Genomic DNA, 21,615 nt, shown 5'->3' with positions numbered 1-21,615 from the left:
AGTACCTCTCCGGCCGCGTGGCCTGCCGGCAGAAGACGGTGTGGGACGTGCTCATCGACGGCGGGTCCGTCACGGCCGGTATCTCCGGGGCGCTCCGGAGGCTCGGCCGCTTCCCGGCGGTGGGGGACTTCGTCGTCCTCCTCCATCAGCCGGAGGCCGGGAGATCGACGATCGTCGATATCCTCCCGCGAAAGACCCTCTTTGAGCGGGGGAGCGCGGGGCGTGACGGCACCGACCAGGTCATCGCGGCGAATATCGATACGGTCTTCATCGTGACCGCCGCCGGCCGCGACCTCAACGCCCGCAGGATCGAGCGCTACCTCGCGATCGCCCGCGCATCCGGCGCCCGCCCGGCCATTGTCATCAACAAGTCCGACCTCGCGGACGACCCCGCAACGCTCGCCGGCGGCCTCGCCGCGGTCGCGCCCGGCATACCGGTCATCCCCATCAGCGCCGTGAGCGGGGAGGGCGTCGACCGGCTCGGTGCCTACCTCCTGCCGGGAACGACGATCGCCCTCATCGGCTCGTCGGGCGTCGGCAAGTCCACCCTGATCAACCGGCTCATGGGCCGTCCGGTGCAGGAGACCTCGGATGTCCGGGACTACGACGAGAGAGGGCGGCACACCACGACCGTCCGCCAGCTCTTCGTCCTCGAAGGCGGAGCGCTCATGATCGACAACCCCGGCCTGCGGGAAGTTGGGATCGGGACGGCGTCCGCCGGTATCGCCGGGACGTTCCCCGAGATCCTCGAGCTCGCGGAGGGCTGCAGGTTCTCGGACTGCCGGCACGAGGGGGAGCCGGGCTGTGCGGTGCAGGCGGCCGTCGCGGACGGGACCCTCCCCGCGGCACGGCTGGAGAGTTACCGGAGGCTCATGCGGGAACTCGCCTTTGAGGAGGAGAAAGCGGAGATCGGGCTGGTCCGGCTCGAGAAGAAACGCTGGAAAGGGATTGGAAAACTCGCACGGGATATCGGGAAGACAAAAGGGAGGTGATGGTCGGTTCACTCCCTCTTTTGGAGGATGAAGAACTCGTAGCCGTACTCGTCGGCATGCTCCCGGTAGACGGCGACCTCCCGGTCGGCGAACTCAACCTGTGCCTCCGCCCCGGGGTTGTCGGCGACTTTCTGCCGCAGGTCAGCAAGCCGTTTGCTCCTCGGCGTATAGTAGTCCCACCATGCGGACGCGGGGAGCGGGAAGGTCGCGACGACCTCGTAGCCGGCGTCCTCGGCGATCGCGCGGTTTGCCGCGACCGTCGTTATCGCCGGGTAGCAGTCGTTCCAGAACGCCACCGCCTCCGGCGAGGGATTCTCGACGAACCAGGCTGCCTCGGTGAGGCAGAGGTAGCCGCCGGGACGGAGGAGCCGCCTCCACGCAACGAGCCCTTCCCGGAACCCTATGATGAAGATCGAGCCCTCAGCCCAGAGGACGTCGAACGATCCGTCGTCAAACGGCAGGTCGTCCATCGAGGCGCGGACCGTGGTGATCCGGTCGCTCACCCCCGCCGATGCAGCGTTCCGGGCAAGTTGATCGAGGAACGGCTGGTGGATATCGGTGGCGGTGATGCGGCAGCCGGGGCAGGTCCGGGCGAGTTCGACGGTCTGCATCCCGCCCCCGCACCCGATATCCAGGATCTCAGGTTGGGCCGGAAGATCGGCGAGCATCGAGAAGGCCTTTCGGGTGCAGGCGTTGCTCCCTGGCCCCTGGCGGGGCAGGTTCTCGTGCATGGTGAATATGAAAGGGGTTTCCATCGCTCGTAATGTGCCATGCGACCTGATAAACCCCGACGGAGCGGCTTGGGGGACGCCAGAGCTAAATACCATCGCCGCAGAGATCATGGGTATGGAGCAGAGAACCCCCGCCTCCGAACTCCACGACCGCATGGAGCGGTTCCGGGCCCGCATGGACGCTGACAGCCCCTCGTGGGAGTTTGCGGCAATCTTTGGCAGGGTGAACCAGTTCTACCTCACCGGGACGATGCAGGACTCCGTCCTCCTCATCCCCCGCGCCGGCGAGGCCGTCCTCTGGGTACGCCGGAGCTACGAGCGGGCGCTTGACGAGTCGCACTTCCCCGATATCCGGCCGATGAAGAGTTTCCGCGATGCGGCGGCCGGGATGGGGGCGCTTCCGGGGACGGTCCATGTGGAGACGGAGGTGGTCCCCCTCGCGCTGCTTGAGCGGTTCAGGAAGCACTTTCCCAGCCGCGAGGTAAAGCCGCTCGACGCACAGGCGGCAGCGGTCCGGGCGAGGAAGAGCGCCTACGAGCTCGCGCTCATGGAGCGGGCGGGGCGGATCCACCGGCACGTCCTCGAGGACCGTGTCCCCGCGATGCTCCGCGAGGGGATGAGCGAGGCGGAACTCGGCGGCGAGGTCTATGCCCTCCTTGTCCGGGAAGGGCACCACGGGATTGCCCGGTTCGGCATGTTCGGGACGGAGATGGTCCTCGGGCAGCTCGGGTTCGGTGAGAGTTCCATCTACCCGACCAGTTTCGACGGGCCGGGCGGGTCCCGCGGGATGGCTCCCGGCGCCCCCGTGCTCGGCAGCCGTGACCGGACGCTTAAGACGGGAGATTTGGTCTTCCTCGACTGCGCGTGCGGGGTGCAGGGCTACCACACCGACAAGACGATGACGTACATCTTTCGCGGATCGCTCCCCGACAAGGCGGTCGAGGCCCATTGTCGGTGCGTCGAGGTCCAGGACAGGACTGCCGCGATGCTCCGGCCGGGGTTCCGGCCCTCGGAGATCTATGCTGCGATCCTTGACGGCCTCGAACCCGCGTTCCTTGAGAACTTCATGGGCTACGGGGACCGGCGGGTGCAGTTCCTGGGCCACGGCGTCGGCCTCCAGGTGGACGAGGCCCCGGTGATCGCAAAGGGCTTCGATGAGCCGCTCGAAGAGAGGATGGTCCTCGCCCTCGAGCCAAAGAAAGGGGTCCGGGGCGTCGGGATGGTCGGGGTCGAGAACACCTTCGTCGTCACGCCCGGCGGCGGACGGTGCATCACCGGGACGAACCCCGGCCTCATCCCGGTGGAGTGAGGGGGAGAGGGGCCTCCCGCCCGTTCAGGAGAGACCGACAACCGGCTCCATAGGCTCGGCCCGCTGCTCAAGAAACTCCAGTAACTCGCGGTTGACCCTGTCGGCGTGGGTCCAGGTGATCCCGTGCGGCCCGCCCTCGATCACCGCGAGACGGCTCTCTTTGACCAGTTCGGGGATGCGCTTGCCCGAGGCGGGGAAGGGGGAGATCCGGTCGGCATCGCCGTGGATCACGAGAACCGGGACGTCGATACTCTGAAGATCGCTCCGGAAGTCGGTCAGCCATGCAGAGACGCAGTCGAGCGTGCCCCGCGGGGAGGCGGTGGCCGCGATATTCCAGCTGAGACGGACGGCCTCGTCACTCACCCGGTCGCCCTTAAAGACGTCGACGTTGTAGAAGTCCGAGAGGAATCTCGCGAGGAACGCCGGACGGTCGGCGGCGATGCCCTCCATGATCCCGTCAAAGACGCTGCCCTCGAGGCCTTCGGGGTTCTCGGATGTCTTCAAGAGGTACGGCTGGATCGCGGATATGAAGACGGCCTTCTCCACGCGATCGCTTCCGTAGGTGCCGAGATACCGGGCGACCTCGCCGCCGCCCATCGAGAACCCGACGAGCGTTGCGCCGGTGAGGTCGAGTTCCGTCATGAGTCTGTGCAGGTCTTCTGCCAGGGTGTCGTAGTCGTAGCCGAAGGTCGGTTTGGCGGAGTTCCCAAACCCCCTGCGGTCGTAGGCGATGACGCGGTAGCCCGCATCGAGCAGGACCGGCACCTGCTTCTCCCAGGACTTGCTCGAGAGCGGCCAGCCGTGGATCAGGACGACCGGTTTCCCCGCACCGTGATCCTCGTAGTAGAGGTCAATGGTGCCCGAGTTCTCTTTACCGACGGTGATATAGGACATAGTATGTCACCTCTTCTGCGGGTCCGGGGACGTATCACTATAAGAAGTTGTGGTCCGGTTCACAAAACGATTAATAGAAAGCCTGATGTCCTCAACCGCCAGAACCCTGATCGGCAATGGGGAATCGATCGGGTTTTTTCAGGGCGGCGCTCATCACGGCAGGCATCCTCGCGGTGATCCTCCTCGTATTCATAGCGCTGACCGCAGTAACTCTTGCCCAATCATCGGCGGAGAGTTTCAGGTCGTCGTATCATTACGGCCTGAAGATCTCGACGTCCGGCCCTCTCGACGATGCGGTCCTCCTGATCCCCCTTCCTTCTTACTACAACCCGGATACCGGTACAAACGTCACACCCTTCAATCTCTCCCGCGCGAGCTTCAGCAACTTCAACAGCGATATATCGGCGAGGATCGAGAATGTCAGCGGGATTCCCATGCTGAAGATCTCGGCCGAGCGGATTAATCCCGTCTACAAAAATCGCATCCAGCCGATCGGGATCATGCCCGGGCAGAACGAATCGGATCTCCCGCGACCGACCCACGTCTACTCCGACAGGTACTCGGAAGAGACGCCGGTGCTCGTCGAGATGGAACTATCCATGCCTGTTACCGAGTCGGATCACGAGATCGAGACCAGAACGCCGATTGGGGTCGAGCCCCTGCTTGCACCTTACCGGATCGCCGGCAACCTCAGCGGTTCCGGTGGGCCCGTCGACGACTACTACGTGAGCCCCGGGTCCTCCGGCTACGTCGTCGAGGTCCCGTTCATCCTCTCGTTTGACGCCGGAGATGAGAACGTCCTCAACATCTCGGTGGACTTCCTGGGGACAAACCAATGGTGGGTTCTTGGCTGGCAGTCGAACTCGTACCACGAGAGTCTGCGCCATGAGTTCAGGGGTCCGTGCAACGGCACCTACCCGGTGAGAGGCATTCTCGTCACCGGCGATGGCGTGTACTGAGCCTCAACAGCCTTTCTTGTAGAGCAGTACCCCGCAGAACTCGCGGCAAGAGCGGGTAGCGGGGGATCCGATATACCACACAGCCGAAAACCCTAAATACTCTCCCGAGATTCACTCCTGAATCGGACGAGGTGAGCTCACGCAAAGCCTGAAGGAACAGCGGGATGCCTGGGACGAGACGAACGTGCAAAACCACCAGCATCCGTTCAGGGCAGTGATAGGTGGCGATGATCTGGACCATGTCTACATCGACATGAGCCAGAAACGGTCCGTTTCAAGAGCGGTCAGGCTGGAGCCACACTCTGTTGTCCTCGATTATGGATGCGGTGTCGGCCGGTGGACGCTCTGGTTCGCCCGGCAGGTGCACCACGTTGTCGGCGTGGACATCTCACCCAATATGGTGAAGGCGGCACGGCTGGCGGCGGATACAGCAGGCATCCACAACGCCGAGCACCGGGTCCTCGACGGCATGCCCCTTCCCTTCGAGGACGGCGCGTTCGACCTTGTCAATGCCGTCTGGGTCCTGCGGTACATCACCGATGACAATGAACTTGCCCGCACCGTACACGAGATCTGCCGGGTTGTCCGGCCGGGGGGGCATGTCACGTTCATCGAGAGGATTGCAAGGGAAGACCCGGAGTTCAGGGAACACGAGAGTGACTTCAACGGGCCGACAGTATACCGGAGATGGGAGCAGTATCGATCGCTCTTTGAGGGGTGCGGCATGATCGTGAAGGAGAGTGCAATCTCAAGCGCATCACCCCTCTACTGGCCGTATGCCATGGCTCGCGACACCCTGCGGCGCCGGGGCCTTCCGGATCCGTTGTCTCCCTTAACCTCGTTGATCACCTCTGTGAGCCTTGCGGGTGAGGGCCTGACTGCAAGACTGATGCAATCCCTGGTCGATCGTGACATCATGCACTGCAGCCATCGCTTTATCTGCTTCCAGAAACCGGTTGATGGGTGAACCCGGGCACAAGGGTTCCACGGCCGCCGATGCATGGTCCGGCCATGACGTTCCTGTCCGCCATGCCGGATCTCCGGACCCACGCGCTTTTCGTCACTCAGGCCCGTACAGGCGTTCTCTCACCCGTCTTCCGACCGCCTGCTCCCTCTGTTTCAACGCCGAGAGATCCCTCGGCCCCTCCCGGTAGAAGGAGAAGAGGAAGTAGAGAAAATCCACCGTCAGGTCCATCACCTCCTTCTTGAAGCGGACCTCAACGGTGGTGTCGCCTATAAACCCCTTGATGGAGAACCAGTCGGGCTTCTCGAACCTGTAGAACCCCTCGCCGATGTTGGGGATCGATTCAACCTGCCCGAAGTTCCCGAGGTAGGTAAAGAACCCCGCGGGTACCGGGGCATCAAGGAGGAACTCCTTCATGAACGAGCCGTCTGCGCAGGATTTATGACGAACCGACCGAACTATCCGCATTTTGTGCGATCTCCTTTACTGCCCGTGCGGCGATCCGGCACTCCTCGTCCGTCGTGAACCAGGAGAGGCTGAGCCGCACAGAGCCTCTCCCTCCGTCGATCGCCCGATGAATGAGAGGTGCACAGTGCAGCCCCGTGCGGGCGACGATCCCGTAGGCACGGGCCAGGATGAACCCCACGTCGTCGTTCTCCATGCCACGGATATTAAACGAGACGATGGGGAGGGATGGGGACTCGTTGTAGACCGTGATGTTGGGCTCGCTCTTCAACTCACGAATGAGGAAGGCCGTCTGGCGCTCCGCTTTTTCCGCGATGGTCTTCACTCCGACGGATGCGATGTAGTTCACCCCGGCCGCGAGAGCCGCAAGCCCGGGGTAGTTATGGGTCCCGGACTCGAACCGCTCCGGCATCTCGCGAGGCTGGTAGAGCGAGAAGGAATCCGTCCCGGTCCCGCCGTAACAGACGGGGGCGACCGATTCCGGGTCCCGCAGGTAGAACCCGCCGGTCCCGGGTATTCCAAAGAGGCCCTTATGGCCGGTGAAGGCGTAGGCGTCGACCGGGAGGGCCCGGAGGTCGACGGGGATATGGCCGGCGGTCTGCCCCCCGTCGACGATGAAGAAGATGCCGTGATCGTGCAGGCTCTCGCCGATACGGGCAATATCCTGCACGGAGCCGAGAACGTTGCTCCCGTGGGCCGTGACCATGAGCCGGGTATCAGGCGTGATGGCCGATTCAAGAGTATCGGGGCCGACAAAGCCGTTCTCGAAGGGGAGGACCGTCAGCTGGATCCGGCCCTGCCGCTCGAGTTCGTGGAGCGGCCGCAGGACCGAGTTGTGGTCGAGCGCGGTCGTAATAACATGGCAGCCGTCCCCGTTGGCGGCGAGGAACCCCTGGATGAGGATATTTAAGGAGTCAGTCGCGTTCTGGGTGAAGGCGACGTGCTCCGGGGGATCTGCGTTGAGGAGGGCCGCGAGCGCTTCCCGGGCGAGCGTAGCGTAATCCTCACCCTGGCTGCCGGTGGTCCTCCCTGACCCGAAGACGGGAAGGGCAAGAGACTGCCTGACGGCATCGAGCACCTCCGGGGGTTTCGGCCACGTCGTGGCGGCGTTGTTTAAGTAGATCGGTGGACTCCGGGCCATGCGACGTTCAGAGGGTCCGTCCTCTACGGTCAAAAAGGAATCGTTACAGACACCCGGAGGTCTTTTTCCACGGGGCTGCATACAACTGCCCAAACGGGCAAGGGAGGCGGCAGAGGTGCCCGGAATCCGGTACAGGGCCTGCCTCAACAAGATCCGGAGCCGTCCCGGTCTCAGGGATTGCGCCGCTTCGCAAAAAGGTAGACCGGTATCCCTGCCAGCATGACCGCACTCCCCGCAGCCATGGATGCGGCAGGGAGGGTGAACGCGAGCACGAGGCAGCCGAGAAGGCCGATCACCGCGATTTTTCGGCCATACAACCGTTCCTCTCCCGTCAGGGTGTACGCGGACGTATTCGTGACCGCATAGTACAGGAGGACGGTGAAAGAACTGAACCCGATCGCTGCACGAAGGTCCACGAGCAGCACCGCGGCGATCAGGATTACGCCGACCGTCACCTCGGCGAGATGCGGGACCCGGTGCACCGGGTGGACCCGGGCGAGATACGCGGGCATTCTAGAGTCTCGTGCCATTGCAAACAGCATCCGGCTGATGCCCGTCATAAGGGAGAGCAGCACCCCCAGCGTTGCGGCGGTCGCGCCGGCCCTGGCGATCCACTGCCATTGCTTAAGACCCGCCCCGGCGAGCACCGTCACCAGGGGGGCGCCGGACTCTGCGAGGAGCGCAGGCCCGATAAGGAGGAGCGCCGAGACGGCGACGGCGGTATAGACGACCAGTGTGATGCCAAGACCGAGCACGATCGCCCGGGGGATGGAGGTCTCCGGGCTTCTGACCTCTTCACCCAGGGTGGCGATCCTCGAGTACCCCGCAAACGCAAAGAACCAGATCCCCGCCGACTGCAGGATCCCGTATACACCGTTCGGTCCCGGGAGCGGGAGCAGATTGCCGGGTTCCGCCTCACCGGTGAACGCGAGAGCAACGATCGCGGAGAGCGAGAGCAGAACCACCGCAACGATGACCTTCGTCGCGCCGGCAGTCTTCTCGATCCCGAAATAGTTCAGTGCCGTGAAGATGATCACTGCCCCTGCGGCAAGCCAGCGTGCGTACTCCGGGAAGAGGTAGTTGCCGAACGTGAGCGCAACCGCAGAACAACTGGCGAGTTTCCCGACCACAAAACCCCAGCCCGCCACCCAGGCCCAGAACTCGTTCAACCGCTCTCGCGCGTATACATAGGTGCCGCCCGACACCGGGTACAGGCGGGCGAGCCCGGCGGACGAGGCAGCGTTACAGTATGCGATGGCGGCCGCAATTGCGAGGCCGACGACCAGCCCCGCCGAAGCTGCAGCCGCCGCCGGTGCAAGGGCCGTGAAGATGCCGGCTCCGATCATGGAGCCAAGCCCGAGGGCGACGGCATCCCCCGTCGTCAGTCTTCGCGAGAGCCGGTCCACCCGGACTCCGCCGAGAGGTGCCTTTCTCACCATACGACCGCCATCGCCTTACCGTCCGTAAGCCTCGCCAGCGCCGGAAAGCATACGATCGGTGCGAGAGTTAACTGATGTGCCTGTATAGGCGAACGAGCAGCGAAACACCGGACCGGGCCCGACCGATCTGCCGGAAAAAAAGGTTCGGGCCTTTACTCCTCCACGATGACGACGGGTTTGATCAGGTCTCTCGGCTTCTCCTTCATCAGGAGCAGGGCCTCCTCGAGTTTGTCGAAACCCCTGAAGACATGCGTCGCCATGAGGGATGGATCCATCCGCCCGTAGATCACGACTTCGGCCAGCCGCTCCATCCTCACCCGTCCGCCGGGGCAGAGCCCGGTCATGATGTTCTTGTCCGCCATCCCGAATCCCCAGCCCACGCGGGGAAGAGGAATGGTGTCCTGGTCCCCGATACCCGAACCGAAGTAGTTGACGTTCGAGATCACCGATCCGGGCCGGGCGACGTTGATCGCGTCCATCATAATATCAGGACCCCCACCGGCGACGATCACGGCATCGACCCCTGCACCGCCGGTCTTATCGAGGATCTGGTCGACGGTGCTTCCCTCCTTGTAACTGATGATATCCGTCGCGCCGTACTCTTTCGCCACCCTGACGGCGGCGGGCCTTGTCCCGACGGCAAATATCCTCCCGGCCCCCCGGAGTTTTGCGCCGGCTACGGCGGAGAGGCCGACCGGCCCGATCCCCAGGACCGCTACTGTGGACCCGATCCGGATCTCAGCGTTCTCGGCACCCATAAAGCCGGTGCTGAGCATATCCGGGAGCATGACCCCTGCCTCAAGCGATATCCCCTCCGGGAGATGAGCGAGGTTGTAGTCTGCCAGGTTCACGTGGAAGAACTCGGCGAAGACACCGTCTTTGAAGTTTGAGAACTTCCAGCCGCCAAGGGGCCCGCCGGTCTGCGAGGGGAACCCGCGCTGTGCTGCTTCCGTCTCCCAGTCGGGGGTGATGGCCGGGACGATGACCCGGTCGCCGGGCCTGAAATCCCTGACCTCACCTCCCACTTCATCCACGATCCCGAGAGCTTCATGCCCCAGGATAAGGTTGTGCCGCTCCCCGATCGCCCCTTCCCAGGCAGTATGGACATCGGAGGTGCACGGCGCAAGCGCCAGCGGTCTGACGATGGCGTCTCTCGGCCCACAGGCCGGCCGCTCTTTCTCGATCCACCCGATCTCTCCGATCTTCAGCATTGCGAGACCCTTCATTCTCTCATCCCATCCGGGTCGGGGTAACGGTACGGTGACATAAAGATATGGGCCATCAGAAGGCCAGCGGTTCTGCGGGCAGAGCGCCCCGGACCGGGCCCGGCATCAGTGAGGGGAGATGCCCCCGCTCGCACCCGGCGGTCCGAACGCTGTGCGGGTATGGAACGCGCAGGCGCAGGTACCCACGCCGCCGGAAACTCCATAAGAGTGAAGCACCATCCACTCATCAGAGAGATCGCATGGGTGGGCGCAAGAAGAGATCGGTCGTCGGTGTCCTCGTATCCTGGGCCATCGGGCTCGTCATCTTTCTGGTCCTGTTAGGCGTCCTGAACATACTCACCGGCAGCTACGTCCAGGCACCGATATTTGTCCGGATCGTCGGGTTCCTCAACGCCAACCTTGGCCTCCTCATCCTGATCTCGGTCGTCTTCCTCATCGGCGACCTCTTCGGCACCCTCATCTTCCCCCTGAACCTGCCGGGCCCGATCTTCGGCGCCGTCGGCGCCGTGTTTCTCGTTATGTTCCTCTTGCGCCTCATCCTGCTCGTGGGCGAGATCACCGGGATCGGGCTCTTTGCCCAGTTTGGGCGGACGTTTGCCGTCCCGATCTACCTGATCGTCTTCATCCTCACGCTCATCGGCGGATACATCGCGCTCTTTGCGGACCCGCCGCCGGACTGGGCGTGAACCGGGGCTACTCGAACCCCTCCGTCTCCTCGAACGTGCTCACCTCATGATCCCGCAATTTGCCGGTCGCGGGATCCATATGAACCATCACGAAGAGTTCGTGCTCGGGGTTCTCCCAGAGGGCAAGGGCGGGCCTGTCCTCCTTCGCCCTGAACCCGAGACCCTCAAGACCCTTACGGATCTCGTCGTAAGTGGCGTTTGCGGTCAAGACATCCCGGACCCGGCCAATCATGGCCTCCTGCTCACCCCGGTCAATCTTTATCTGTCTGGGCATGCGAGAACCATACCGCACACGTCCAGATAAACCTGACCCGGCAGGGGCGGTGAGATAAGGGGGTGGACAGAACCATTACCGGGCATTGTAGCCGGAAAACTCCCCGTTCTGGCTGTCAAGGTCGTCGTAGGCACCAACCCTGTACCCTGCATACCCGCCCCCGAGGTTCATCTGGAGCAGGACGAAGATCCTGAGGTCAGGCTGCACCCAGATTGCGACGTCGGTATCGTCCTGCTCCGGTATGAAGTTCAACGACTGGAGAGCCTCCCGTATATCAGCATACTCGGGCGTCGTCTGGATCATCTCCTCGATCTCCGCCATCACGGTCCGCTGCTGTGCCGCTTCAATATCTTCAAGCATGGCCCCCCTCGATAGGTCACTTCGTATAAAACATGATCCCGGGAACAATCGCTTGCCCTGCAATCCCGGGACGGGATAACAGCGCGGGCACTGCAGCCCCCCGCGGCCATCCGCCACTCCAGGAATCCCGGAGGTTGCCATCGAGGAGGAAGACACATGCCATCCCACCGGGGTGAATTTCCGGATCTCGACCGGACGCCAGGCTGCCAGACGAGGAGCACCCGGCGAAGTGACCGGATGACCGCTCTCTTCCTCGCGGTGGGCGGCACAATCCTCTTTACTGCGGCAACCGCTTAACGGATAGTTCCCATAATCATAAAGGCTACGTATATGGAAATATACAGCAATGGAAGGCCGGCAGGGGATGCTATGACCAGCGACGACGACACAAGGACACTGATCCTTGATATGGACACCGACGATCTGCAGGAACTCTCCGAATACCTGGACGTGCTGAGCAGCAGCACACGTCTAAAGGTCCTCAAAGTTATCGAGCGCAAGCCAAAGGACATCCGGCAGATCTCGGCCGCAATCGAGACAAGTTACGAGAACACCAAGAAGCACCTCGACAAACTCATGAGCATCGGGGTCGTCCGGAAAGAGGCCGGTCTCTCCCGGCCGACCGCAAAAGGGATCCGCCCGGTCTGGAAGTACTCGCTCGTGCCCGGAGGGCTTGAGGCGATCACGAGAAGCCTCGGGCTGTTTGCGAACCTGAACCTGACGCTTACGGATGCCGTGCTCGCAAAGAAACTTGCCGGTGTCCGGGAGACGTTCTCGGGCGAGTTTGCCGGGCAGAGTCCGGTCTTCATCCTGTTAGGGGGAGCGGAGGACGGCAAGGTCTTCCCGCTCGGAGACGACAGCATCGCCGTAGGGCGGGCGGACCCGGACGCGCCCGGCCGGTCCGGACAGGAGATCGTCCTCGGCGATGAGTATGCGGCGGTCACCCGTGTCTCACGACCGCACGCCCGGATCACCCGGCGGGACGGCGCCTGGTTCATCGAGGACTGCGGGAGCACCGGCGGCACGTTCGTGAACGGCGCGCCGCTCGACCGGGGCGCGCGGGGAGAACTCCACGACGGCGACCTTGTCGAACTCGCCAAAGGAGCGCCGGGGGCAACCCTTGTCTTCGTTGTTCCCGGGGGGGTGCCGGCGGCGGATGCGGCCTGAACGGGCGACAGTCCTGCTCCTCGCCGCCGCCCTCCTCCTCGCTGCGATCGCTCCGGCCGTCTCGGGAGCGGGTGGACCGCCAGGGGACACGAACGGCGTCGTTCCGGCCATCGGGGCTGCGGGCAAAGCGCCGGCCGACGACGTCACCACCGCTCCCGGGAAGAGCGGGTTAGCCCCAGGCCAGAACAAGGATAAGGGCAAGGGTAAACCCAAAGAGACACCGAGCCCCCTCCCCTCGCTCACACCTGCCGGGACCCCGGGAGAAGAGCAGGCCGGAAGAGCCGGTGAAGAGGGGAGCGGGCCGACGGTCGCAGACTTCTCCGGCTGGGGCGGGATTGGACTGGGCCTCATCCTGCTCGCCGGCGCCGCCGTGCTTGGTGCCCGATACCTGATGGAACCGGAGGAAAGAGGTGCCGGCGGCGAAACGCGGGCAGGCGCGACCATCCTGCCCGGCGCATACCGGACCCAACTCTCCCGTCCGGCCGGGTTCCCGCCGGAACTTGGAGAGCGCTACGACCGGATCGCCTTCGTCGGGAGGGGCGGGCTCGGACAGGTCTTCTCCGCAGTCAGGCGCGATGACCGTCGGACCGTAGCGGTGAAGATACCGGTCACCTACGACGAGGCAACCGGAAAGACGTTCATGAAGGAGATGCGGTTCTGGGAGGACCTCGTCCACCCTAACATCGTCCAGGTCTACTCGGTCAACATCCTCCCGGTCCCGTACGTCGAGATGGAGTACCTGCCCCGGAGCCTCGCAGACCTCGATAAACCGCTCCCGGTCGGGACCGCCGCCCGGATCGCTGCCGGCATCGCCGCCGGGCTTGCCTATGCCCACGAGCGGGGCGTCGTCCACCGGGACATCAAGCCCGGAAACATCCTCCTCGCCGACGACCTGACGCCGAAGATCACCGACTGGGGCATGAGCACGAGACTCGCAACGAGCCGGGAGACCGGCGCCGCCGGGTTCACCCTCGCCTACGCTGCCCCGGAGCAGATCGCCCCGGAACGGTTCGGGAAGACCGGGGCCGGGGCCGGGACCGACATCTACCAGCTCGGCGCCGTCCTCTACGAGCTGGTGACGGGAATGGCCCCCTATGCCGGCGAGGGCATCGCCGGGATGGCCGGGGCGATCCTGAACGGGCAGCCGGTCCCCCCCTCAGAGGTCGACCCCGCCCTCGCCAGGCTCGATGGAATCATTCTCCGCTGCCTCGCAAAAGAGCCTGCCGACCGCTACCGGTCCGCCAGAGAGGTGCTCGATGCAATCAATGCCGTAACGGGCGGCGAAGGGGATGAAGGATCGTGAAAGGTCTTCTCACCCACCTGATGGCGGCGGCCGGATAGGTGCCGAAGACCGGCCGGGAGTGAGGAGATCCGGGAAACGAGATTAAAACGCTCGTTTTCATAATTCGCCCGGTTAAAGCTACGAAAAATATCGTAGTTAAAGCAAGATATTTATTTTCACCGAATTAAAAGATGATTGATACCTATGCGAGGAAAGACAGCACTTCTGGGGCTTGCCCTGATGGTCATCTGCGCCGCGGTGATCGGGAGCGTCACCGCACAGATGCCGGAGGAGGAGTCCAAGGACAAACTGATCCACGTCTCCGGGACGGGCAAAGTGACGACCACACCCGACCAGGCCATCATTCTCTTCGCGGTCGAGACCGAGAACGCCGACGTTACAGTGGCGCAGCAGGAGAATGCCCGAAAGATGGACGCCGTGATCAACGCCTTAAAGAACGCCGGCATCCCGGAGAAGGATATCCGGACCGCAAGTTACAACATCATCCCGGTGACCGAGAACAACAACCGGCCACTTCCCGCCGACACGACGACCCGCGATCTGCGGATCCAGTTCTACCGGGTCATCAACACCGTTGAGGTCACACTCAATGACGTGAACCGCGCCGGCGAGATCGTCGACCTTGCAGTCGCGAACGGTGCAAACCGGGTCGATCGGTTCGCGTTCACCCTGAGTGACGCCAGGCAGCTTGAGTTCCGGTCGCAGGCCCTGACCGCCGCCGTAGAGCAGGCGCGGGGCGACGCAGACGCGGTTGCCGCGGCCCTCGGCAAGACCATCATCGACGTCAAAGAGGTCAACGTCGGAAACAACTACATCCCGCTGGTCTACGACAACCGCGTCATGGGCATGGAGAAGGCAGCCGGCGGAGCAGCGGCCCCGACACCGCTCGAGGCCGGTGAGATCGACGTGACCGCAACCGTCTCAATCTCCTACATCATCTCCTGATTCTACCCAAAACCCCCATTTTCGTCTGCAGGTCCGGGTGCTCTCCGGCCCCGGGCCCGACCTCCGATTACCTCATCGGGAAGCATAATCGTTCCCGACGAGAGACCGGATGTCTGGAGTCTGTTCTGATGCCCACTCTCATCGAGGTCTACAACAACATCCCCTTCCGGCCGGATCTCGCCACGGATTGGGGATTCTCCTGTTTTATCAAGGATGCCGGGCTGCTCTTTGACACCGGGGGGCGCGGGGACGTGCTTGCCGCAAACATGCAGACGCTCGGGATCGACCCGGCTTGCGTCCGGCATCTCGTCCTCTCCCACGACCACCACGACCACATCGGCGGGATCGCGACGGTTCTCGCCGATAACCCGTCAACAGAGGTCTACGTCCATGACGCCTTCTCGGAGAAGACTCTTGGACTGATCCGGGAATACACCGAACCGCGGATCATCCGCAGATGGACCGGGATCGCGGACGGCATCGCCGTGACCGGGCCGCTCGGGACCGGCATCCGGGAGCAGTCGCTCGTAATAACCGTACCGGGCGGTCTTCTCATCGTCACCGGGTGCGCGCACCCGCAGATCAGCCGGATCATCGAACGGATCTCACAGGTTGGACCGGTATGGGGCGTCATCGGCGGGCTGCACACCGTCACCGGCGAGGATATCGACACCCTCGCCGGTGTGAAATACCTCTCCGCGTCCCACTGCACCGATAAAATTGCAGAACTCCAGGCACGCTACCCGGAGTCGTTTTGGCCGGGAGGGGTCGGGAAGGTGCACCGTTTCTAAAAAGAGTTTGAGATTGGTTATTTTCAGGGACTCAATCGTCCCCTTTCTTCCCGGCAGCCCGGTTCTTCACCTCAAGGTTGTCCGCAAACGTGATGGTCCGTTGCGGGAAAGGCTTTTCGATACCGTTCGCCTCAAGTGCCTGCTTGATCTTCCAGAGGAGATCCGTCCTGACATCCCACCAGTTCCGGGCCGGCGCCCATATGTAGACGGTCAGGTTGACGCTGTTATCACCGAGATTGTCGACGAAGACCGATGGCGCCGGGTGCTTCAGAGCGAAGGGATGGTTCGCGATGACCTCCCTCGTGATCCGGATCGCCTTATCGGCATCGTCCTCATACCGGATACCGATCTCGTATGTAAACCGCCGGGCTGCATTGTGGACGTAATTCGTGATATTCGATGTGAATACTGTCTCGTTCGGTATACGGACGTAGATCCCGTCGTATGTCTTGACAACCGTCGAGAGGACGCGGACATCCTCGACATTGCCGCTCACGTCCGCGACGTTTATGCTGTCCCCGAGTTTGATCGGGCGTTCGAACATCAGGAAGAGGCCCGAGATCAGGTTCGAGACGACGCTCTGGCTGGCAAAACCGATGACCAGACCGGCGACACCCCCGGCCACCAGGAGACCGGAGAGGTCGAAGTTGAGTTGCGGGAGAGCGAAGACGAACGCCCAGAGGATGATGATGTAGTAGACCAGTTTTGCGAGCAGTTCGGACTCGTTCTTGGGCAGCCGCTCCGTGAGGGCTCTGCGGACGTTCGTCGAGACAATCCTCGCGACGGTCACGCCGATGGTGAGGATTACGGCGAAATACAGTATGTTTTCGAGGGTGATAGTGCCGACCCCGATAGGGATCTCCAGGACCTCGGTCACGTTGAACGCCATCAGTATCCCCACTCCATCAGGTAACCCCGATCGAGAACCGGGATCTTGCGGGCCACATTCAGCTCGATAGCCTTCGTCATGCCGGGCCGGAGGGGCGCGTCGACGAAGTCCGTCTCCGCGAGCGTCTTGGAGACGATCTTCATCGTTGCGGAGGCCGCGACATAATTGTCGTAGTAGATCTTCATATCGGTGCTGTCAAAGACTGCGCACGAGACCTCCGCCCACTCGTTGTATGCGTTATGAATGCAGAGTTTCAGCACTCCCTCGCGGAACGGCTCAACCGGCGGGATCTCCGGGTAGACCGCACTCCGGTAACATCGGGCGATGAGCCCGTTCGTCGGCGAGCCGTAGAGCGTATACTTCTGCGGACCAAGGCCGAAGATATCCAGCACATCGATGTCCTTCGCGGACTCTAAGAAGACACCGATCTCGACCGGAAACTTCAGGTAGACCGTCTGGGTGGCATCCGGCTCAATGACTATCGGAGAGAACTCCATCAGCAGGAACTCGGTGATATTCTCAGGGAGGTTGTGCGGCTCCACCGGGCTGATGACGATCTCACCCGTCTTTGAGACCAGGATCCGCTCGAACGTCCGGCCTTCGCACCGACGCCGGTAGGTCAAAAGACCGTTCACCACATCGGTTTCAACCGAAATGTCCCCGCATTCGCGGCAAAATGTGCCATTATAGCGTCCGAACATCACCTATACTCTGCAAATACTCAAATATTAAGTTACTTCAATAACGGAAACTATCGGTCTGTTGCGTTCCCGGTTCCAATCTCAAAAAGGCACATTAAGTGCCCTGATAATAAATTTTCAGCGTTAAATCAACGCGTTGTACCAACTCTGACCGTTATAGCGGGGAGTGATCTAGAAAAATATAAATAATAAATCTTCATCACAACATATTCTGAAACAAATAAATAGACACTCTTTTAAGCGGCGGTCCCAGACACTTTTTATATGTCTCTCCGGTTCTGGGGATACCCCGCTTTCTTCGCCTTCCTGGGTTGACTGGTGCAAGGTGCGGGGGTCTCGTCAGGGACCGGTGCAAGTAAGAAGCAAAGGACGTCGTATTTGCCGAGACGGATGACCCTTCCGGGAGAGGGAGTTTCCGCGGCTCCATGCGGCCGAGAACCGTTTGCAGGTGATGCGTGTGAAGATAGACCAGGAAAAGATCAGGGAACCCATGAGTCACAGCCAGATACCCTTGAGTATATTCACCCACCTCCAGCAGCCGGCACTTGTTCTCGACTGCGAGGGACGGGTGGTCGTCTGGAACGATGGCATGGTCCAGTACACCGGGGTCTCTCCGGAGGATATCATCGGGAAAGGCAATTACGCTCATGGGGAGGCGTTGTTCGGTGAGAGTCGCCCCACACTGGCGGACTGTATCCTGACAGAGAGCGAGCCCGGGAGCGACCACTACCGCCTGCTCCCCCACGACGGTGAAGGCCGGCTCGCCGAATCACGCATCACCCTCGTATCCGGCAGAGAGGTTGTCTGTATGGCTGCCCCTCTCCGCGACGCCGCCGGCCGACAGATCGGGGCGGTCGAGACGCTCCGGGATACTCCCAGAGAGCCACCGGTCGAAGAGTCATCGCGAGAACAGGTGCAGATCTTGGCAAACGCCCTGCCCGATATGATCTTCACGCTCAGCCAGGACGGCATCTTCACCCAGTTCTTCTGGACCGGGGGCCGGAACGTGGGCGTAAACCCGGACGAGATCGTGGGGAAGACCCCCCATGCCCTCTTGCCGGCCGAAGAGGCAGACTTCCTTGTCAGGGCTGCCCGCCGGGTCGTCGAGGCAGGAGAGGTCGTATCCGAGACCCGAACGTTTCTGTGGCACGGGGACCAGCGGTCATTCCACGTCACCATCCACCCCCTGCACGATCCTGCAGGGAGGATCATGGCAGCCACCGGCGTCAGCCGCGATATCACCCGGGACCTCCTCTGTGAACGGACCCTCCAGGAGACCAGCCAGTTCTCAAACCTCTATCTCGACCTGCTCGGCACCGACATCTACAACACCAGCATGGTTGCAGCAACGATCATCGAGATGCTCCGGGAACGGCTCTCGGGCGAGGAGGCGGAACTCGCACAGAGGGTCAAGAACACGGTCGAGCAGGGGATCAACGTCATCAAGAACGTTGAACTCTTAAACACACTCAACAAGCACCAGGTCCGCCTGGAGCCGGTCGATCTCGACTGCGTCATCCATGACCAGGTACGGCGTTACGCGGGGATCGATATCCGGTACGAGCCGGGGAGCCACATGGTCTGGGCAAACCCTCTCCTCGAACACGTCATATCCAACCTGATCAGCAACAGCATCAAGTTCGGCGGCATGAAGGTGCGGATCGATATATCCGTCATGGAGACCGCGGAGATCGTGACGCTCACCATCGCCGATACCGGGATCGGCATACCGGATCACCTCAAACCCAACATCTTCGATCGCTTCAACCGTGAGGGGAAGACCACGCCCGGAAGCAGGGGTCTTGGGCTTCACATCGTCAAGACCCTTGTAACCCGGTATGGCGGGCGCGTCTGGGCGGCGGACCGGGTTCCGGGCAAACCGGAGGAAGGAGCGGCAATAAAGGTTATCCTGCAGAAATGTTAGGCCCCCGGTTCAGGGGGACGCAATATATATTCTCCCAGCGACTATATCATACCGCATCATTCCCATTGGGGACTGCTTCAATGATACGAACAATATGCTTTAAAGAACGAAGATATATCGAAGAATTGCGAATTCTTACCCGGGCGACCGCGCTGGACTGCATTATCGATGAACGGTTCGACCGCATAGTATACCTCATAAAAGAAGGAGATATGGGCCTCGCTATCGGTCGGAAAGGAAGCAACATCCGCAAGATGCAGCGGGTCCTCGGGAAACGTATTGAGATGGTCGAATATTCTCCAGAGATCGAAAAATTCGCGAAGAACGTGTTTAAACCGGCCGACGTCGTCGGGATCAACAAGGACAACGACGGGAGACTCACGGTCTACATCAATAAGAGTGATCTCGGCATCGCCATCGGGAAAGGCGGCTGCACCATCGAGAAAGCACGGTGCCTCCTCTCCCGGTACTTCGAGACAGACCTTGGCGAGGTGCTCGCGGCGGGGGATACCCATGCGTGACTGGAAGGTTCTTGAAGAAGTCTGGCTGGTCATCCAGGACCGGGCAGAGCACCCGTCGGCCGAGAGTTACGTCAGTTCGGTCCTGACCCACAGGAAAGGGGTCGACAAATCCCTGGAGAAAGTCGGTGAGGAGGCGGTCGAGTTCATCCTGGCCGCCAAGAACCAGGTCCCCGAGAGGACGGTCTCGGAAGCCGCGGATCTCATCTTCCACTTCCTGGTGGCCCTTCAGGCATCCGGCACCGACGTGGCGGACGTGCTCGACGAACTCGCCGCACGCCGCAAGTAAGAGCAAGGGGCTCTCCCGGCGGAGCCTCAGAGATATTCCTTCAGGTCCACCATCCGCGGGAGGTCGTCTTTCTTCACCGCCGCGGACTCTACGACCGTATCCTCGATCATGATGGGAGCACGATACCGCAGAGCGATAGCTATCCCGTCGCTCGGCCGGCAGTCCATGATCTCGGTGCGCGAACCCTGCCGGAGGAGGAGTTTGGCGTAGAAGACCCCCTCCTCCAGGGAATCGATGTGCAGGGCATCGAGGGTTATATCAAAGTTCCGAAACAGCTCAACGATGAGGTCGTGGGTGATCGGCCGGGGGAGCATCTCGCTATTGAGGGCGTTGCTGATCGAGATCGCCTCCCAGAGCCCGACATATATGGGGATTGTGCTGTCACCCCCGGCGTCCAGGACGACTGTCGGTGCTGCTCCCATCTCGCTCACCGACATGAAGACGCCCTGCACCCTGCAACTTTGAGCCGTCATGTGTTCCTGACATGAGCTCATGGGGTTTAAACCTTGGGGTCAATCACCGCTGTTTTTTTGCGCGGGCGAGAAACTCGCGCCGCACAATGACGAGACTCGAGAGCAGGCCGAGGAGAATGTTGAGATAGTAGAGGATCAGCCGCCAGAGGAGGACAAAGACGCCCACGATCGACGACGGGACAAAGAGGCTGTAGAGCGACGTGGCGCCGAGCTCAGCAACCCCCGAGCCGCCGGGGGTGAGGGGGATCATCATGATGATGGCGATGACGAGCTGGACAACAAACGACTCGATGACGTACGGCGACTGGCCGAGGCCCACCAGGAGCAGCGATGCGATGGCGAACTCCGAGAGCCAGAAGAGCAGCGTGAAGATAAAACCCCAGACAAGACCGCTCTTTCCATGGTTCACGAACTTGACAAGCCCCGCATTGAAGTTGTCCACCTCCCGATCGATCGTATCAAGCAGGCTCTCGAGCCGTTTCAAATGCCAGCGCCGGTCGATCCATCGTGATATCCATTTGAGGGCCCTTTTGAGGAGGTCCGGGTTCTTCACCGAGTAGACGAAGACCAGCACGAAGAGCATGACGGAGATCCAGGCGGCGTACATGATGAAACTCAGACCGCTGAACCCGGAGGTAAGGTTGCTCCAGTACCGTCCGAGGAAGAGCATCGAGATGGCTCCAAGCACCCCAAGGACAATCCCGTCGAGGATCCGTTCCATCACGACGACGGCGGTGGCGTCCCCGACCGGGACGTTTGCCCGGTAGAGTTCGTGGACCCGGACTGGCTCGCCACCCGCCTGGGACGGGGTGACCGCCGCAACAAGCATGTTCGCGAGCACCAGGTTCAGGCAGTGCATGAACCGCACCCGGTATCCGAGCGATCCCGACATCAACTGGATCCGAAGCGCCCAGAAAACAAGCGAGACGATGTGGAAGAGGACAGCAAGGGCCAGATAGAGCGGGCTCACGCGGCTGAGATACTCGACCGTCATCTCATCGACGGTGAAGTAGAGGACCCCGGCCATCACAAGGACGCTAAAACTGATCGAGACGAGCAGCCACTTCCACTGAGACCTCTTCATACTCAACGCTCCCGGGCACCGGATGCTATCCGCAGATTGTTGCGGATTATCGGGCAATTTCTTGAGGAAAAAGCCCGAAATCGGATTAATA

25 protein-coding genes are annotated in these 21,615 nt (G+C 61.8%); 13 read left to right on the top strand and 12 right to left on the bottom strand.

Translation table 11 applies throughout. The features are described from left to right. Positions 1-992: ribosome small subunit-dependent GTPase A (gene rsgA, locus QZ650_RS02675; protein ID WP_292522451.1), on the top strand; the 992-nt coding region annotated here is incomplete at its 5' end. A gap of 8 nt (positions 993-1,000) precedes the next feature. On the opposite strand, the gene QZ650_RS02670 is transcribed toward rsgA, so the two are convergent. Beyond that, entirely contained in the window at positions 1,001-1,747 is a 747-nt protein-coding gene (locus QZ650_RS02670; protein ID WP_292518218.1) for a class I SAM-dependent methyltransferase, read from the bottom strand. A 91-nt stretch (positions 1,748-1,838) separates the two neighbouring features. Between QZ650_RS02670 and QZ650_RS02665 the strand changes: the two genes are divergently transcribed. After that, complete coding sequence (locus QZ650_RS02665) at positions 1,839-3,032, top strand: Xaa-Pro peptidase family protein (protein WP_292518216.1); 1,194 nt, start codon at positions 1,839-1,841, stop codon at positions 3,030-3,032. A 24-nt stretch (positions 3,033-3,056) separates the two neighbouring features. Here the strand turns inward: QZ650_RS02665 and QZ650_RS02660 are convergent, their stop codons facing one another. Then, positions 3,057-3,926, bottom strand: coding sequence for an alpha/beta hydrolase (locus tag QZ650_RS02660; RefSeq protein ID WP_292518215.1), 870 nt, complete (start codon positions 3,924-3,926; stop codon positions 3,057-3,059). Between the two features lie 116 nt (positions 3,927-4,042). Here QZ650_RS02660 and QZ650_RS02655 point away from each other — a divergent pair, with 116 nt between their 5' ends. Next, positions 4,043-4,885: a hypothetical protein gene (locus QZ650_RS02655; protein WP_292518213.1), complete on the top strand. Its 843-nt coding sequence runs from the start codon at positions 4,043-4,045 to the stop codon at positions 4,883-4,885. Between the two features lie 214 nt (positions 4,886-5,099). Next, complete coding sequence (locus QZ650_RS02650; protein ID WP_292518212.1) at positions 5,100-5,852, top strand: class I SAM-dependent methyltransferase; 753 nt, start codon at positions 5,100-5,102, stop codon at positions 5,850-5,852. 93 nt (positions 5,853-5,945) lie between these two features. On the opposite strand, the gene QZ650_RS02645 is transcribed toward QZ650_RS02650, so the two are convergent. The 4 genes from QZ650_RS02645 to QZ650_RS02630 form a co-directional block, all read right to left on the bottom strand. Beyond that, the gene (locus QZ650_RS02645; protein ID WP_292518211.1) at positions 5,946-6,317 is read right to left on the bottom strand and encodes a hypothetical protein; all 372 of its coding nucleotides are present in this window, start codon (positions 6,315-6,317) and stop codon (positions 5,946-5,948) included. Then, complete coding sequence (locus QZ650_RS02640; protein ID WP_292518210.1) at positions 6,289-7,455, bottom strand: aminotransferase class V-fold PLP-dependent enzyme; 1,167 nt, start codon at positions 7,453-7,455, stop codon at positions 6,289-6,291. The genes QZ650_RS02645 and QZ650_RS02640 overlap by 29 nt, the downstream gene beginning before the upstream one ends. 170 nt (positions 7,456-7,625) lie before the next feature. Then, a complete protein-coding gene (locus QZ650_RS02635; RefSeq protein WP_292518209.1) occupies positions 7,626-8,894 on the bottom strand; it encodes an amino acid permease in 1,269 nt (422 codons plus the stop codon). A 152-nt stretch (positions 8,895-9,046) separates the two neighbouring features. Further along, a complete protein-coding gene (locus QZ650_RS02630) occupies positions 9,047-10,120 on the bottom strand; it encodes an NAD(P)-dependent alcohol dehydrogenase (protein WP_292518208.1) in 1,074 nt (357 codons plus the stop codon). A 239-nt stretch (positions 10,121-10,359) separates the two neighbouring features. Here QZ650_RS02630 and QZ650_RS02625 point away from each other — a divergent pair, with 239 nt between their 5' ends. Continuing rightward, positions 10,360-10,806 (top strand): hypothetical protein, encoded by a 447-nt coding sequence (locus tag QZ650_RS02625; RefSeq protein WP_292518207.1) that lies wholly within the window; start codon positions 10,360-10,362, stop codon positions 10,804-10,806. Between the two features lie 7 nt (positions 10,807-10,813). On the opposite strand, the gene QZ650_RS02620 is transcribed toward QZ650_RS02625, so the two are convergent. Next, positions 10,814-11,080, bottom strand: coding sequence for a hypothetical protein (locus QZ650_RS02620; protein ID WP_292518205.1), 267 nt, complete (start codon positions 11,078-11,080; stop codon positions 10,814-10,816). A 75-nt stretch (positions 11,081-11,155) separates the two neighbouring features. Then, complete coding sequence (locus tag QZ650_RS02615; protein ID WP_292518204.1) at positions 11,156-11,440, bottom strand: hypothetical protein; 285 nt, start codon at positions 11,438-11,440, stop codon at positions 11,156-11,158. 156 nt (positions 11,441-11,596) lie between these two features. Here QZ650_RS02615 and QZ650_RS02610 point away from each other — a divergent pair, with 156 nt between their 5' ends. The 5 genes from QZ650_RS02610 to QZ650_RS02590 all read left to right on the top strand — a co-directional run bounded on the left by QZ650_RS02610 (position 11,597) and on the right by QZ650_RS02590 (position 15,646). Continuing rightward, complete coding sequence (locus QZ650_RS02610) at positions 11,597-11,737, top strand: hypothetical protein (RefSeq protein WP_292518203.1); 141 nt, start codon at positions 11,597-11,599, stop codon at positions 11,735-11,737. 72 nt (positions 11,738-11,809) lie between these two features. Continuing rightward, a complete protein-coding gene (locus tag QZ650_RS02605) occupies positions 11,810-12,607 on the top strand; it encodes an FHA domain-containing protein (RefSeq protein ID WP_292518202.1) in 798 nt (265 codons plus the stop codon). Next, positions 12,597-13,910: a serine/threonine-protein kinase gene (locus QZ650_RS02600; RefSeq protein ID WP_292518200.1), complete on the top strand. Its 1,314-nt coding sequence runs from the start codon at positions 12,597-12,599 to the stop codon at positions 13,908-13,910. The genes QZ650_RS02605 and QZ650_RS02600 overlap by 11 nt, the downstream gene beginning before the upstream one ends. Positions 13,911-14,093: 183 nt before the next feature. Beyond that, positions 14,094-14,855: an SIMPL domain-containing protein gene (locus QZ650_RS02595; RefSeq protein WP_292518199.1), complete on the top strand. Its 762-nt coding sequence runs from the start codon at positions 14,094-14,096 to the stop codon at positions 14,853-14,855. A gap of 128 nt (positions 14,856-14,983) precedes the next feature. Further along, positions 14,984-15,646, top strand: a complete 663-nt coding sequence (locus tag QZ650_RS02590) for an MBL fold metallo-hydrolase (RefSeq protein ID WP_292518197.1) — start codon at positions 14,984-14,986, stop codon at positions 15,644-15,646. 31 nt (positions 15,647-15,677) lie between these two features. Here the strand turns inward: QZ650_RS02590 and QZ650_RS02585 are convergent, their stop codons facing one another. Together QZ650_RS02585 and QZ650_RS02580 are read right to left on the bottom strand one after the other, a co-directional pair. Then, complete coding sequence (locus QZ650_RS02585; RefSeq protein ID WP_292518195.1) at positions 15,678-16,535, bottom strand: mechanosensitive ion channel family protein; 858 nt, start codon at positions 16,533-16,535, stop codon at positions 15,678-15,680. Then, complete coding sequence (locus QZ650_RS02580; protein ID WP_292518193.1) at positions 16,535-17,158, bottom strand: DUF432 domain-containing protein; 624 nt, start codon at positions 17,156-17,158, stop codon at positions 16,535-16,537. Before QZ650_RS02580 ends, QZ650_RS02585 begins: the two co-directional genes overlap by 1 nt. Positions 17,159-17,693: 535 nt before the next feature. On the opposite strand from QZ650_RS02580, the gene QZ650_RS02575 reads away from it, so the two are divergent. The 3 genes from QZ650_RS02575 (at position 17,694) to hisE (ending at position 19,967) form a co-directional block, all read left to right on the top strand. Then, positions 17,694-19,160 carry a PAS domain-containing protein gene (locus QZ650_RS02575; protein ID WP_292518192.1) on the top strand — a complete coding sequence of 489 codons (1,467 nt, stop codon included), beginning with the start codon at positions 17,694-17,696 and terminating at the stop codon, positions 19,158-19,160. An 80-nt stretch (positions 19,161-19,240) separates the two neighbouring features. Further along, positions 19,241-19,681 carry a NusA-like transcription termination signal-binding factor gene (locus QZ650_RS02570; RefSeq protein ID WP_292518191.1) on the top strand — a complete coding sequence of 147 codons (441 nt, stop codon included), beginning with the start codon at positions 19,241-19,243 and terminating at the stop codon, positions 19,679-19,681. Next, complete coding sequence (gene hisE, locus QZ650_RS02565; protein ID WP_292518190.1) at positions 19,674-19,967, top strand: phosphoribosyl-ATP diphosphatase; 294 nt, start codon at positions 19,674-19,676, stop codon at positions 19,965-19,967. Before QZ650_RS02570 ends, hisE begins: the two co-directional genes overlap by 8 nt. A gap of 26 nt (positions 19,968-19,993) precedes the next feature. Here the strand turns inward: hisE and QZ650_RS02560 are convergent, their stop codons facing one another. Together QZ650_RS02560 and QZ650_RS02555 are read right to left on the bottom strand one after the other, a co-directional pair. After that, on the bottom strand, positions 19,994-20,440 hold the full coding sequence (locus tag QZ650_RS02560) for a bifunctional nuclease family protein (RefSeq protein WP_292518189.1): 447 nt from the start codon (positions 20,438-20,440) through the stop codon (positions 19,994-19,996). 43 nt (positions 20,441-20,483) lie between these two features. Continuing rightward, positions 20,484-21,524 carry a flippase-like domain-containing protein gene (locus tag QZ650_RS02555; RefSeq protein WP_292518186.1) on the bottom strand — a complete coding sequence of 347 codons (1,041 nt, stop codon included), beginning with the start codon at positions 21,522-21,524 and terminating at the stop codon, positions 20,484-20,486. Between the last annotated feature and the right edge of the window lie 91 nt (positions 21,525-21,615).

The organism is Methanoculleus sp., assembly GCF_020696975.1.
In the GTDB taxonomy this organism is placed as follows: Archaea; Halobacteriota; Methanomicrobia; order Methanomicrobiales; family Methanoculleaceae; genus Methanoculleus.
The sequence above is the reverse complement of the archived record's forward strand: the minus strand, read 5'-3'. Positions and strand labels throughout refer to the sequence as shown.